The sequence below is a fragment of the Actinomadura monticuli genome, assembly GCF_041463655.1.
GTDB lineage: Bacteria > Actinomycetota > Actinomycetes > Streptosporangiales > Streptosporangiaceae > Spirillospora > Spirillospora monticuli.
Genome location: NZ_JAXCEI010000015.1, coordinates 32503 through 46470, shown reverse-complemented (window position 1 = coordinate 46470; position 13968 = coordinate 32503). Strand labels below are relative to the sequence as shown.

At 74.0% G+C, this 13968-nt stretch carries 8 protein-coding genes; 4 read left to right on the top strand and 4 right to left on the bottom strand.

What is annotated here, in order from left to right; all coding sequences use genetic code 11:
* Nucleotides 1–7: 7 nt before the first annotated feature.
* Together uvrB and SM611_RS28780 are read right to left on the bottom strand one after the other, a co-directional pair.
* Nucleotides 8–2125 (bottom strand): excinuclease ABC subunit UvrB, encoded by a 2118-nt coding sequence (gene uvrB / locus SM611_RS28785; RefSeq protein ID WP_371953431.1) that lies wholly within the window; start codon nucleotides 2123–2125, stop codon nucleotides 8–10.
* Between the two features lie 78 nt (nucleotides 2126–2203).
* Complete coding sequence (locus tag SM611_RS28780) at nucleotides 2204–3367, bottom strand: sensor histidine kinase (protein WP_371953429.1); 1164 nt, start codon at nucleotides 3365–3367, stop codon at nucleotides 2204–2206.
* A 185-nt stretch (nucleotides 3368–3552) separates the two neighbouring features.
* Between SM611_RS28780 and SM611_RS28775 the strand changes: the two genes are divergently transcribed.
* The 3 genes from SM611_RS28775 to SM611_RS28765 are packed head-to-tail and all read left to right on the top strand — an operon-like array spanning nucleotide 3553 to nucleotide 6157.
* Nucleotides 3553–4566 carry a hypothetical protein gene (locus tag SM611_RS28775; RefSeq protein WP_371953428.1) on the top strand — a complete coding sequence of 338 codons (1014 nt, stop codon included), beginning with the start codon at nucleotides 3553–3555 and terminating at the stop codon, nucleotides 4564–4566.
* Nucleotides 4563–5276: a hypothetical protein gene (locus SM611_RS28770; RefSeq protein WP_371953426.1), complete on the top strand. Its 714-nt coding sequence runs from the start codon at nucleotides 4563–4565 to the stop codon at nucleotides 5274–5276. Before SM611_RS28775 ends, SM611_RS28770 begins: the two co-directional genes overlap by 4 nt.
* Nucleotides 5273–6157: an inositol monophosphatase family protein gene (locus tag SM611_RS28765; RefSeq protein WP_371953424.1), complete on the top strand. Its 885-nt coding sequence runs from the start codon at nucleotides 5273–5275 to the stop codon at nucleotides 6155–6157. Before SM611_RS28770 ends, SM611_RS28765 begins: the two co-directional genes overlap by 4 nt.
* A gap of 72 nt (nucleotides 6158–6229) precedes the next feature.
* Here the strand turns inward: SM611_RS28765 and SM611_RS28760 are convergent, their stop codons facing one another.
* Nucleotides 6230–7450: an ArsB/NhaD family transporter gene (locus SM611_RS28760; RefSeq protein WP_371953422.1), complete on the bottom strand. Its 1221-nt coding sequence runs from the start codon at nucleotides 7448–7450 to the stop codon at nucleotides 6230–6232.
* A 92-nt stretch (nucleotides 7451–7542) separates the two neighbouring features.
* Between SM611_RS28760 and SM611_RS28755 the strand changes: the two genes are divergently transcribed.
* Nucleotides 7543–13371: a WD40 domain-containing protein gene (locus SM611_RS28755; RefSeq protein WP_371953420.1), complete on the top strand. Its 5829-nt coding sequence runs from the start codon at nucleotides 7543–7545 to the stop codon at nucleotides 13369–13371.
* Here SM611_RS28755 and coaE read toward each other — a convergent pair.
* The gene (gene coaE, locus SM611_RS28750) at nucleotides 13368–13967 is read right to left on the bottom strand and encodes a dephospho-CoA kinase (protein ID WP_371953418.1); all 600 of its coding nucleotides are present in this window, start codon (nucleotides 13965–13967) and stop codon (nucleotides 13368–13370) included. The genes SM611_RS28755 and coaE overlap by 4 nt on opposite strands.
* Between the last annotated feature and the right edge of the window lies 1 nt (nucleotide 13968).

Below are 13968 nucleotides of genomic sequence, written 5' to 3'. Positions count from 1 at the left end.
GCCGGGCCTACTTGACGCCGGCCTCCTTCATGTCGCGGAGTTCGCGCTTGAGCTCCTTGATCTCGTCGCGGAGGCGGGCGGCGAGCTCGAACTGCAGGTCGGTGGCGGCCTGGTGCATCTGGTCGGTCATCTGCTCGATCAGGGCCTCCAGCTCCTCGCGGGGCCGTTCGCCGACGAGGTCGGCGGCGTGCCGGCCGACCTCCTTCGTCCTGGAGGCGAGGCCCGGGACGGGGGCCTTGCCGCGGGACTGCTGCCGCCCGGCGCCGCCGATGAGGGTCTCGGTGTCGGCGTCCTCGCGGGCGAGGGAGTCGAGGATGTCGGCGATGCGCTTGCGCAGGGCCTGCGGCTCGATGCCGTGCTCGTCGTTGTAGGCCTGCTGCTTGGCGCGCCGCCGGTTGGTCTCGTCGATCGCCCGCTCCATCGACGGGGTGACGGTGTCGGCGTACATGTGGACCTGCCCGGACACGTTGCGGGCCGCGCGGCCGATCGTCTGGATGAGGGACGTCTCGGAGCGCAGGAAGCCCTCCTTGTCGGCGTCCAGGATCGCCACGAGGGACACCTCGGGCAGGTCGAGGCCCTCGCGGAGCAGGTTGATGCCGACGAGGACGTCGAACTCGCCGGCGCGCAGCTCGCGGAGCAGCTCGATGCGGCGCAGCGTGTCGACCTCGCTGTGCAGGTAGCGGACCTGGATGCCGAGTTCGAGGAGGTAGTCGGTGAGGTCCTCGGCCATCTTCTTGGTGAGGGTGGTGACGAGGACGCGCTCGTCGCGTTCGGTGCGCTCGCGGATCTCGTGGATGAGGTCGTCGATCTGCCCCTTGGTGGGCTTCACGACGATCTCGGGGTCGATGAGGCCGGTCGGGCGGATGACCTGCTCGACGACGTCGCCCTTGACGCGGTTCATCTCGTAGGTGCCGGGCGTCGCCGACAGGTAGACGGTCTGGCCGATGCGGTCGAGGAACTCCTCCCACTTCAGCGGCCGGTTGTCCATCGCGGACGGCAGCCGGAACCCGTGCTCGACCAGCATCCGCTTGCGGGACGCGTCGCCCTCGTACATGGCGCCGATCTGCGGGACGGTCTGGTGCGACTCGTCGATGACGAGGAGGAAGTCCTCCGGGAAGTAGTCGAGGAGGGTGTTGGGCGCCGTGCCCGGGCCGCGGCCGTCGATGTGCCGGGAGTAGTTCTCGATGCCCGAGCAGGTGCCGACCTGCCGCATCATCTCGATGTCGTAGGCGGTGCGCATGCGCAGCCGCTGCGCCTCCAGCATCTTGCCCTGCCGCTCCATCACGGCGAGGGTCTCCTCCAGCTCGGCCTCGATGTCGCGGATCGCCCGCTCCATGCGCTCGGGCCCGGCGACGTAGTGCGAGGCGGGGAAGACGTACAGCTCGTCGTCCTCGGTGATCAGCTCGCCGGTCAGCGGATGCAGGGTGGCGAGCTTCTCGATCTCGTCGCCGAACATCTCGATGCGGACGGCCAGCTCCTCGTACTGCGGGATGATCTCGATCGTGTCGCCGCGGACCCGGAACGTGCCGCGGGTGAACGCCAGGTCGTTGCGGGTGTACTGCATGCCGACGAGCTGGCGGAGCAGGTCGTCGCGCTCGATCTCCTGGCCGACGCGCAGCCGGACCATGCGGTCGACGTACTCCTGCGGGGTGCCGAGGCCGTAGATGCAGGACACCGAGGCGACGACGACGGTGTCGCGGCGGGTGAGCAGCGAGTTGGTCGCCGAGTGCCGGAGCCGGTCGACCTCGTCGTTGATCGAGGAGTCCTTCTCGATGTAGGTGTCGGTCTGCGGGATGTACGCCTCGGGCTGGTAGTAGTCGTAGTACGACACGAAGTACTCGACGGCGTTGTTCGGCATCATCTCGCGCAGCTCGTTGGCGAACTGGGCGGCGAGCGTCTTGTTCGGCTGCATGACCAGGACGGGGCGCTGCAGCTTCTCCACCAGCCAGGCGATCGTGGCGGTCTTGCCGGTGCCGGTGGCGCCGAGCAGCACGGCGTCCTTCACGCCGCCGGAAACGCGGGCGTTCAGCTCGGCGATCGCCTGCGGCTGGTCGCCCGACGGCGTCATCTCGGTGACGACCTCGAACGGCGCGACGCGGCGCCGCAGGTCGGTGACTGGGCGCATCGGCACTCCCCCTGCTCCGGCGAACTCCCTGCTCTGACAACTGTATGCAGGGCCTCCGACATTCCGCGGCCGGCGAGGTCAGGACGCGGGCAGCGGGAGCCTCGCCCGGACGGCGTAGCCGCCGCCGCGCGGACCGGCGTCGAAGCTGCCGCCGAGGGCGTTGACCCGCTCGCGCAGCCCGACCAGGCCGTTCCCGCCGCTCGGCAGCAGGTGCTCGGGCCGGGCGGTGGGCGGCGCGTTGACGATCTCGACCTCGATGGCCTCGGGCAGCAGCCCGAGGGCGACGCGGGTGTCGGCGGCCCCGGCGTGCTTGTGGACGTTGGTGAGGGCCTCCTGCACGAGGCGGTAGACCGTCCGCCCGACGGCGGTGGGCATCGGGCGCTCCTCGCCGCGGACCGACAGGTCGACGCGAAGGCCGGCGGCCCCGGACTGGCCGACGAGCTCGCGGACGTGGGCGAGCGTCACGGCCTCCTGGGGCAGGGCCTCCTCGCCCTGGCGCAGGACCCCGATGACGTGGCGCAGCTCCTCCAGCGCCTGGCGCCCCATGTCCCCGATGACGGTGGCGGTCTCGGCGGCGCGGCCGGGGTCGCGTGCGGCGATCGCCTTCAGGGCGCCCGCGTGCACGACCATGACGCTGATCCGGTTGGCGACCACGTCGTGCATCTCCCGCGCGATGCGGGTGCGTTCCTCGCCCCGCGCGCGCTCCGCGAGGAGGTGCTGTTCGCGTTCGAGCCTCGCGGCGCGCTCCTGGAGCGATGCGAGGAGCTGCTTGCGCGCCCCCATGTAAAGGCCGAGGAGGACGGGGACGGCGCTGAACGCTATGCCGAAGACCGCCTGCGCTGCGAAGTTCTCGGTCGCCGCCGTGGGCGAGGGGAAGACCAGCCCGGCGACGTACGTCACGACCGCGATCGTCACCACCGTCCGGCGGGACGAGGTGTAGGCGGCGAGCGAGTACAGGATGACCAGTGCGGCGAACACGCCCGCACCGGTGACGGTCCCGAACACCAGGGCGAACACGGCGAGGCCGACGGGATGGACGCGCCGCACGACCAGCGTCAGGCCGAGCACGACGCTGCACCCCGCCACGACGGGCGGCGGCAGCCAGAACCGCTGGTCGGCGAACCACAGGAACGCGGCATCGCCGGCGGCCAGGGACACGGCGAGGAAGACGTCGAGCGCGCGGGAGCGCCGGGTCGGCCAAGCCCCCGTCCACGCCCCCGTCCACCGGCCCCGCACGCGCATGCGCCGAGTCTATGGCGACCGGGGGCACCCCTGGTCGCGCAAGGGACCGAAGCCCTTACCTGCGGGGCTTTTCCGCAGTCCAGGCACTGTGGTTACGATGACGGCGCCGACCGTGCCGTCCGATGGGGGCCACCCCGCACCCCGTTGAACGTCCGGCGCCGACCAGAACGGGGTGCCAGCCGACCATGACCCGCTTCACCAACTGGCTCGGGAAGAACGCCGACGCGGTGATCGCGCTGGTGCTGGCGATCGTCGTCGCCGTGCTGGGGCTCGGGGTGAACCTGCCGAACGAGGCCGAGATCACCAACAGCGGGATCCTCGCGGTGATCGGCCTGCTGGCGACCTCGGTGCTCCGGGACCGCGGCCGCCGGATCCCGGTCGAGGCCGAGGTCCGCGACACGCTGCGGTCCTCGTCGGCCACGCTCGGCGAGCTGGACGCCAAGCTGACCCACATCGAGACGTTCGAGCAGGTCCTGTCCGACACCAAGCGCGCGCTGGACGAGACCGCCGTCGTCCGCGTCATCAGCGGCGCGCAGGTCGCGCAGGTCCTGGAGGAGGCCCGCCGCGACACCGACCGGTGGTTCTTCAAGGGCGGGACGGGCACCTACATCCGCGCGCGGACGCTGCCCGAGTGCGTGGCGGCGGCGCGCAGGGAGCGGCGCACGCTGCTGTTCCGGGTGGAGATCCTCGACCCCACGAACGTGGAAGTGTGCGAGGCGTACGCGCGTCACCGCCGCTCCGTGTCGGACGGCCCGGACGCGACGGGCGAGCCGTGGACGCTGGAGCGCACCCGCAAGGAGGCGTACGCGACGATCCTGGCGGCGTGCTGGCAGAAGCAGCGGTTCGCCATGCTCGACATCGACATCGGCCTGTCGCGGACCATGACGACGCTGCGCTACGACCTCGCCGCGTCCCGCCTGGTGGTGACCCGGGACGATCCGCGCGGCGAGGCGCTGGTCGTCGACAGCACGAAGTTCTACTACAGCTGGGTGAGCGCGGAGCTGCAGACCAGCCTGGACCAGGCGCGCCGCGTCCCGGTCGAGCAGGCGCGGCTGGCGCCGCTGGACGAGGAGCCCACCGTCGAGGAGGTCCGCAAGCTCTTCGAGGTGATCGGCATCGACCTCGCGCACGGCTACACCGACCGGGACGTCATCGAGATCATCCGCAAGGCGCTGCGGGCCAAGGACCCCTACGAGTGAGGTACCAGGAGATCCGGGAGGATATCCGCGCCGGGACCGCGGCGCGGACGCTGCCGGCGTGGGCGGGGCGCGTCCTCGACGACGTTCTCAAGGGGCTCGCGGCGGGCGCGCCGCCCGTCCCGGCGGTGCGGCACCCGCTGGGGTTCCTGTGCCTGCCGGTGGAGCGCAGCGGCGATCTCGGCGTGTGCCTGCACATCTGGACGCCGGAGGTGCGGCCCGCGCCGTCCACCACGTCGCCGGTGCACTGCCACAGCTGGGAGCTGCTCAGCTTCGTCCTCTACGGGACCGTCCGGAACGTGCGGATGGACGTGGAGGAGGCCGCCGGAACGGCGCCGCAGCAGGTCTTCGAGGTCGTCAGCCACGGCGACGTGGACGAGCTGAGGGCGACCGGGCAGGCCGTCCACTGCTCCCCCGGCCGTTCCACCGCGCACCGGACGGGCGAGTCGTACACTCTGCCCGCGGGTGTGTTCCACAGCACGCTCATCGAGGACGGCCGGGACGCGGCCACGGTCGCGCTGGGCCGTCAGACGCCGGGCGGCGGCGACCTGTCGCTGGGCCCTCTGGACACGCCCACGCACCGCGTGCACCGGGCACGTTCCGATCAAGCCGATACCGAGCGCGCCCTGCGGCGTTCCGCGGGCAAGATCGCCGCCGCCCACTGCTCGGCACGCCGGTGGGCCGCCGCGAAGCCCTCTGGAGAGGCCCTATGAGACCCACCACCCCGTCAGCGGCCCTTCCGGTCGATCTCTCCGAGGCCCGCGGCGTGGCGGTGGACGCCGCCGAGGCCGCCGGCGCCCTGCTCAGCGCCGGTGTGGGCGGGCCCCTGGACGTCCGGCCGAAGGGGACGGGCGGGGACGTGGTCACGGCGCTGGACACGGCCGCCGAGGAGCTGATCCTCGGGCGCCTCCGGGCGGCGTATCCGGGGCACCGCATCATCGCGGAGGAGTCCGGCGTCCTGGACGGGGCGCCCGGCGAGGAGATGGTGTGGCTCGTCGACCCGCTCGACGGCACCAACAACGTGGCGATCGGCATGCCGGTGTACGCGGTGGGGCTGGCGCTGTGCGCGCGCGCCGAGCCGGTCTTGGGCGTCGTCCACGACCCGGTGTCCGGCCGGACGTGGTCGGCGGTGCGCGGCAAAGGCACCCTGGGCCCGGACGGGGCGCCGGTGAGGCTGCCCAGCCGCCCGCGGCCGGGCAGGCGGGACAACCCCGTCCTGGCGTGGACGCAAGGGCATCAGGTCACGTCGGACGATCCCGTGGCGTTCGCGTTGCGCACGGCCGTGGAGAAGCGGTGCGCGCGGATGCTGCAGCTGTGGGCGCCGCTGGTCGCCTGGACGATGCTCGCACGCGGCGACATCGACGGCATCGTGGGCTACCTGCCCGAGATCGTGGACCTGCCCGCCGGTGCGCTCGTGGCGGCCGAGGCGGGCGCGGAGCTGCGCCGGTTGAACGGCGGCCCGTACGAGATGGGCATCGACCGCCCGGCGTCCGAACTGGGGTTCGTCGCCGCCCGCCCGGACCTCCTGGACCGCCTCCTGGAGACCACGACGCGGATAGCCGGGCCCGACGGCCGCTTCCCCTCCTCCTGCTAGACCGCGGCTCCTGCCAGACCGCGCCTGCCAGACCGCGCCTGCCAGACCGCGCCTGCCAGACCGCGGCGCCTGCTAGGTCAGCAGCAGGGCCCCCACGGAGGCCGCGCAGCCGAGCACCGCCAGGACCGTCCCCGTCAGGACGAACTTGCGGATCGGGACGCGCACGTCCCACCTGCGGCACCACTCGAACCACAGCAGCGTGGCGAGCGACCCCCACGGTGTGATGACGGGCCCCACGTTCGTGCCGACGAGCAGGGAGAGAAGCTGGTCCTTGTTGGACGCCGGTACGGCCGACTCCCCCGCGACGTACGCCGGGAGGTTGTTGAGGACGTTCGACAGCCCCGCCCCGGAGAACGCCGCCCGCAGGGCCCCCACGGCGTCCCCGTCCTGGCCGACGAAGGCGCGCATCACGTCGTCCAGGCCGAACCGTTCGAGCGTGGGGACGACCAGGAACAGCCCGGTGACGAACACCAGGAGCTGCCACGGGACGAGGGCCGGGCGCAGCGCCGACCGGTCCCGCACGGCGAAGGCGGCGACGGCCACGACGGCGGCGACGGTCGCGGCGATGCCGAGCTGGACGCCGGTGTGCACCCCGGCGAGGATCGCGCCGATGAACAGCAGGCAGGCGGCCCCGGTGGCGGAGAACAGCACCCGGTCGCGGACGGGCACCGGCTCGGGCGGATCGTACACGTCCTCGCCGCGCATGCTCCGCCGCCAGTAGAACGCCCACAGCAGCGCCATGGTGACGGCCAGGACGGCCAGTTGCGGCAGCCACATGCGGGCCGCGAAGGCGCGGGTCTCCAGCGCCACCCGTTCGGCGGCGAGCAGGTTGGTCAGGTTGGACACCGGCAGCAGGAGGCTCGCGGTGTTGGCCAGCCACACGGTCGTCATGGCCAGCGGCAGGGTGGCGATCCGCGCGCGCGCCGCGAGCGCCAGCATGACCGGCGTCAGCAGCACGGCGGTCGTGTCGAGGTTGAGGAAGATCGTGGTGAGCGACGCGAACGCCACGCACAGCAGGAACAGCGCGGCGTAGTTGCCGCGCCCGGCCCGCGCCATCCGCTGCGCGATCGCGTCGAAGACCCCGGCCTCCTTGGTCAGCTCGGCCAGGACGATGACGCTGAAGAGGAAGAGGAGGAGCGGCGCGATCCGTCCGATACTGGCCCGCGCCGTGCCGGCGGGCAGCAGGCCGGTGGCGACGAACACGAGGCCCAGCGCGAGGACGCCGAGGCGGATCCAGTCGAGAACGCCCAGGGAGCCGGCGGCGCGGCGCAGGGTCTCCATCCGAGGCGGCACGGCCGCCATGATCCCATAACGCGCGCCCTGACCAAGATCCGAAGACGGCGCGGGCCGCTGCTTTCCCCGCCGCTCCGCGCGATACTGGCGGCATGACAACCCCCGGCGGCCGTACAGGGCAGGAGCGTCCGACCGACTTCTTCATCAGCTACTCCCCCGCCGACGAGCGGTGGGCGTCGTGGATCGCCTGGCAGCTGGAGGCCGCCGGCCACCGGACGATGATGCAGGCGTGGGACTTCGTGCCGGGGACCAACTTCATCGACTTCATGGACCGGGGCCTGTCGGAGGCCAAGGCCGTGGTGGCGGTGCTGTCGCGCAACTACCTGCGCTCCCGGTACGGGAGGCTGGAGTGGATGGCGGCGCTGCGCGCCGACCCCGACGACCCGGCCCGCAAGCTCGTCACGGTCCGGATCGAGGACTGCCCGATCGACGGCCTGCTCTCCACGATCACCTACGTGGACCTGGTGGGGATCGACGACCCGGACGAGGCGCGCGGGCTGCTGATGCGCCGCATCGCCGAGGCCCTCGCCGGCCATGCGCGCCCCCTGGACGGCCCGGGGTTCCCGGGCGGCGGCGCCCCGCCGCCGGAAGGCGCGGGCACGCCGCCGGGCCGCCTGGAGCGGCCTGAGGGCCCGCAGGAGCCGGCCGGGGAGCGTCCCGCCCGGCGGGCGCCCGCCGCCGCGCCGGCGTTCCCGGCCGCGGGCGGCGGCCACGAGGCCCGCGGGCATCTCAGCGTCCTGCACGTCTCGGGGCCCAGGTTCGGCCGGACGCTCGCCGAGCCGGGCGAGCCGACCACCGCGACCGAGCTGCAGGACCGCATCTGGAGCGACGTGACGCGCCTCGCCGACTCCGGCGTGCCGCGCCCCGACCTGCTGGTCGTCACCGGCAACATCACCCACTCGGGCAGCCGCAAGGAGTTCGCCGAGGCGCTGTCGTTCCTCACCAGCCTGCGGGCGCTGCTCGGGCTGGAGGCGCAGCGCGTCGTGGTCGTGCCGGGCACCCACGACGTCACCCGCGCCGCCTGCCAGGCGTACTTCTCCAGCTGCGAGGCCGACGACATCGAGCCGCAGCCGCCGTACTGGCCGAAGTGGCGGCACTACGCGGGCCTGTTCAAGGAGTTCTACCAGGGCATCGACGCGCTGATCTTCGACAGCGCGCAGCCGTGGACGCTGTTCCCCGTCCCCGACCTGCGGGTCGTGGTCGCCGGCCTCAACTCGACCCTGCCGCAGACCCACCGCGAGGAGGACCGCTACGGGCGCGTCGGCCGGGCCCAGGCCGCGTGGTTCAACGAGCGGCTGCGGCACTTCGAGGGCGAGGGGTGGCTCCGGCTGGCCGCCGTCGAGCACACGCCCATCGCCGGGGAGCCCGGCGCGCTGCGCGACCCCGAGACGGTGGAGACGCTGCTCGGCGCGCACGTCAACCTGTTCTTCCAGGGGACGGAGTCGGAGTTCGGGGCCGTCCCGCTGCTCGGCGGCGGGGTCCCGGCCGTCCCGGCGCTCGGGCCCGGCCGCCACCAGATCGTCGTCCTGCGCCGGGACGGCCTGGAGCGGTGGATCCCCGAGGACGCCGCCCGGCGCGGCCCCGAACGCCTCGAACGGTCCTGGCCGAACGCCGGCGGAACGTTCCCGGCGCCGCGCGCGGAGACCCCGCCCGCCCCGCCCGTCCCGGAGCTCGGGCCGGCCGGGAACGGCGCGGCCGACCCCGTCCCCGACCCCGCGTCCCGGCTCCTCGACCGGCTGACGGAGGCGTGCGAGACGCGGTTCGAGCGCGCGACCATCCGGCGGATCGTCCCGCCCGCCCGCGAGGGGGGCCGGTCCGACCCGCCGCACCTGCTGCTCACCCACCTGGAGGACGGCTTCGTCCGCCAGTACCGCATCGGCGCCCACGTCGGGCAGGTGACCGAGGCGGACGTGGACGCCTTCATCCGGCACGTCCACGCCGACGGCGCCGACCACGGGTCCGAGCTCGTGTACCTGGGGCCGGCGCCGTCCCGGTCCCTGCGCGAGGACGCGCTGCGGCGCGGCATCCGGGTGCGCAGCCTCACCGAGTTCCAGGGGCTGCTCGACCTGTCGGAGTACGTGGCGGCGCAGACGGCGCGGCTGTCGGCCGACGGGCTGTACCCGCCGTCCCTGTACGTCCCGCAGCGCTTCCAGGAGCTCGACCGCCTCCAGGCGCCGGAGGAGGGGGCGCGCCCGGCCGGGGACGTCCGCGAGGACGTCGTCGGCGAGATGCTGCGGCTGCTGGCCGCCGACCACGGGCGGTTCCTGCTGCTGCTGGGCGACTTCGGGCGCGGCAAGACGTTCGCGCTGCGCGAGCTGGCCCGCCGCATCCCCGCGGAGCTGCCGCACGTCGTCCCGATCCTGATCGAGCTGCGCGCGCTGGACAAGGCGCACTCGGTGGACGGCCTGGTCGCCGCGCACCTCGCCAACCACGGCGAGGAGCTGATCGACCTCAAGGCGTTCCACTACATGCTCCGCCAGGGCCGCATCGTCCTGCTCTTCGACGGGTTCGACGAGCTGGTGACGCGGATGACCTACGACCAGGCCGCCGACCACCTCGACACGCTGCTGCAGGCCGCCCGGGACAAGGCGAAGATCGTGGTGGCGAGCCGCACGCAGCACTTCAAGTCGCAGGCGCAGGTGCTGACCGCCCTCGGCGAGAAGGTCGGCGTGCTGCCGCACCGGCGCGTCCTCGGCCTGGAGGAGTTCGCGCCGCCGCAGGTCCGCTCCTACCTGGTGAACCGGTACGGGGACGAGGCGGCCGCCGAGGCGCGGCTCACCCTGCTCGCGGGCATCGAGGAGCTGCTCGCGCTGACGTCCAACCCGCGGATGCTGTCGTTCATCGCCGACCTGCCCGAGGACCGGCTGCGCGCGGTCGCGCAGGCCCGCCGCGCCGTGTCCCCCGCCGACCTGTACCACGAGATCCTGTCGTCCTGGCTGGCGTACGAGGCCGAGCGGGTCGGCGGCGCCGGCGGGCCGTCCGGGCTGAAGGCCGAGGACATGTGGCAGGCCGTGGGCACGCTCGCGCTGCGGCTGTGGGAGGGCAACGAGCAGTTCCTCAGCCTCGCCGAGATGGGGGACGTCGCCGACACCCTCACCGGCCTCGCCGGCGGCCGGATGTCGCCGCACCAGGTCACGCACGCCGTCGGCGCCGGGAGCCTGCTCGTCCGCACCGACGAGGGCCTGTTCGGGTTCATCCACGCCTCGGTGATGGAGTGGCTCGTCGCGCGGCACATCGCCGACGAGTTCGCGCGGGAGCCGGCGCCCGCCGCGCTCGGCCGCCGCGCCCTGACCCAGCTCACCGTCGACTTCCTGTGCGACCTCGCCGACACGCGCGCCTGCCAGGACTGGGCGGCGGGCGTCCTCGCCGACCCGGACGCCGGCGACCTGGCCCGCGCCAACGCCATCCGCGTCACGACCCGGCTGCGGACCCCGGCGCGCACCGACCTGCGCGGCGCCCGCCTCCAGGGCGAGGACCTGTCCTACCGCGACCTGCAGGAGGTCGACCTCACCGGCGCCGACCTCACCGACGCGCAGCTCGTCGGCGCGAACCTGTCGCGCGCGGTCCTGCGGGACGCCTCGCTCGCCGGGGCCCGCCTGGACGAGGCGCGCCTCACCGGGGCCGACCTGCGCGGCGCCGACCTGTCCCGGGCCCGGCTCGCCCGCGCCGACCTGCGGGACGTCGCCGTCGACGGCAGCCGCTGGACGCGCGCCGCGCTCGTCGACGCCGACCTCCCCGACCGGATCGCCGCCGCGCCCGAGCTGCGCGAGGCCGCGATCGCGCCGGGGCGCCCCATCGACATCCAGATCGCGCCGCCCGCGGTCGGCGTCCCCTACGGGTTCCACTTCCAGACCAGCCGCCTCCCGCAGCCGCTCGCCTACAGCCCCGGCGGGTCCGTCCTGGCCGTGGGCAGCGAGGACGGCGGCGTCCTCGTGTGCGACGCCGTCACGGGCACCCCGCTGCGCACCCTCCAGGGCCACACCGACCGCGCCTACGCGGTGGCGTTCGACTCCCGCGGCAACCTCCTGGCGAGCGGCTCGGCGGACGGGACCGTCCGGCTGTGGGACCTCGCCACCGGGCACGCGGCGCACACCCTCGCCGTCCACCCCGAGGGCGTGTGGCCGGTCGTCGTCGGCGGACGCGCACCGTCGGGCGCCGACCTCGTCGCGGCGGGCGCCGCCGACGGGACCGTCCGCGTCTGGGACACCGCGTCCGGCGCGCTCCTCCACGAGCTCTCCGGGCACACCGCGCCCGTCTACACCGCCGTGTTCGACCCCGCCGGCTCCCTCATGGTCACCGGCGACGCGGGCGGCACACTGCGCGTCTGGGACCTGGCCACGGGCGCGCTGCGGCGCGAGCTGACCGGGCACCGGGGCGCGGTGTTCCGCGCCGTCTTCCACCCGGACGGCTCCCTCCTCGCGGCCGGGGACGAGGCCGGCGTCGTCCGGCTCTGGGACATCCGCACCGGCGAGATCGGCCGGGAGCTCCTCGGCCACACCGGGCGCGTCTACGCCATCGCCTTCCACCCCGGCGGCGGGCTCCTCGTCACCGGCGACACCGACGGGTCCGTCCGCATCTGGGAGGGCGGCCGGCAGCGCAGCGTCCTGTCCGGCCACGGCGGCGGCATCTACCAGGCGACCTTCAGCCCGGACGGGGGCCGCCTCGCCACCGCCGACAGCGCCGGGTCGGTCCGGCTGTGGGACCCCGCGACCGGGCGGCAGCGCCTCGAACTCGCCGGGCACCGCGGCGCCGTGTGGCCGTTCGCGTTCCGCCCCGACGGCGCCCAGCTCGCCACCAGCAGCAACGACGGCACCGCCCGGCTGTGGGACGCCGAGACCGGGCAGTGTCGGGCGGTGCTGCGCGGCCACGGCCGCCGCGTCACCGGCGTCGCGTTCAGCCCGGACGGCGGCATGCTCGCCGCCAGCGGCAACGACGGCCTCGTCCGGCTCTGGGAGCCGCGCTCCGGCCGGATGATCCGGGAGCTGCGCGGCGTCGCCGACAACCTCACCTCCGCCGTGTTCAACACCCGCGACTCCCAGCTCGCCACCGCCACCAACGACGGCGGCGTCCACCTGTGGCAGGCCGGCACCGGGGCCTTCGAACGCGAGCTGAACGTCGAGACCGACCACGTGTGGGCGCAGGCGTTCGCGCCCGCCGGGGACGTCCTCGCCACCGCCAACGACGACGACACCGTCCGCCTCTGGTACTGGACGACCGGCCGCGAGATCGTCAACCTCGCCGACCACCGGGGCCGGGTCCGCTCCATCGACTTCCAGCCGGGCGGCGCGCTGCTCGCCACCGGCTGCGACGACGGCGTCGTCCGCCTCTGGCACCCCCGCACGGGCGAGCTCACCGCCGCGCTGCGGGGCCACACCGACCGCGTCTACCGGGTGGTGTTCTCACCGTCCGGCGAGAGCCTCGCCAGCGCGAGCAACGACGGCACCGTCCGCCTCTGGGACCCGTCCACCGGGGAGGCTCTGCACACCCTCACCGGACACGACGGCCGCCTCTGGACGACCGCGTTCCACCCGTCCGGGGCCATGCTCGCCAGCGCGGGCGACGACATGGTGGTGCGCCTCTGGAACCCGTCCAGCGGACGCCTCCTGCACACCCTCACCGGCCACACCCGCCGCGTCTGGTCGGCCGCGTTCAGCCCGGACGGCACGCTCCTCGCCACCGCGGGCGACGACGGCGCCGTCATCCTCTGGGACGTCGCCGACCGCGACGCCCCCGCCCGCCGCGCCACCCTCCTCGGCCTCGCCGAGGGCTGGGCCGCCCTGGCCCCCGACGGCCGCTACAAGTGGGAGGGCAACGCCACCGCCGAGTTCTGGTACGCCGTCGGCATGTGCCGCTTCGAACCGGGCGAACTGGACCCCTACCTCACCGAGGTCCACCGCCTCCCCCTCGACGCCCCGTTCTAGCGGGCGGCGCGGCGGGTGAGGGTCTCCCAGAGGGCGTCGACCTGGGCCTTCAGGTCGTCCAGGGTGCCGGAGTTGTCGATGACGTGGGTGGCGACGGCGCGGCGCTCGTCGCGGGACGCCTGGTTCGCCATGCGGGCGCGGGCGTCCTCCTCGGTCATGCCGCGGCGGGCGACCAGGCGGTCGAGTTGGGTCTCCTCGGGGGCGTCCACGACGACGACCTCGTCGTACATGGGGGCGAGGCCGTTCTCCGCCAGCAGGGGGACGTCGTAGACGACGACCGCGCCGGCGGGGGCGGCGTCCATCAGCTCCTGCATCCGCTCGCCGACGAGGGGGTGGACGATCGCGTTGAGCGCCGCGAGCCGGCCGGCGTCGGCGAACACGATCCTGCCGACCTTCTCCCGGTCCAGGGCGCCGTCCGGCAGGAGCACGTCCTCGCCGAACTCCGCCACGACGGCGGCGAGACCGGGGGTGCCCGGCTCCACGACCTCACGGGCGATCTTGTCGGCGTCGATGACCACCGCGCCGCGCTCGCTCAGCCGCGCGGACACCTCGCTCTTGCCCGACCCGATACCGCCGGTGAGTCCCACTTTCAGCACG

Bases quoted from the DNA above. Each gene is read 5' to 3' on its own strand.
- uvrB (WP_371953431.1), bottom strand. From the start codon at position 2,125: ATGCGCCCAGTCACCGACCTGCGGCGCCGCGTCGCGCCGTTCGAGGTC.
- SM611_RS28780 (WP_371953429.1), bottom strand. From the start codon at position 3,367: ATGCGCGTGCGGGGCCGGTGGACGGGGGCGTGGACGGGGGCTTGGCCG.
- SM611_RS28775 (WP_371953428.1), top strand. From the start codon at position 3,553: ATGACCCGCTTCACCAACTGGCTCGGGAAGAACGCCGACGCGGTGATC.
- SM611_RS28765 (WP_371953424.1), top strand. From the start codon at position 5,273: ATGAGACCCACCACCCCGTCAGCGGCCCTTCCGGTCGATCTCTCCGAG.
- SM611_RS28755 (WP_371953420.1), top strand. From the start codon at position 7,543: ATGACAACCCCCGGCGGCCGTACAGGGCAGGAGCGTCCGACCGACTTC.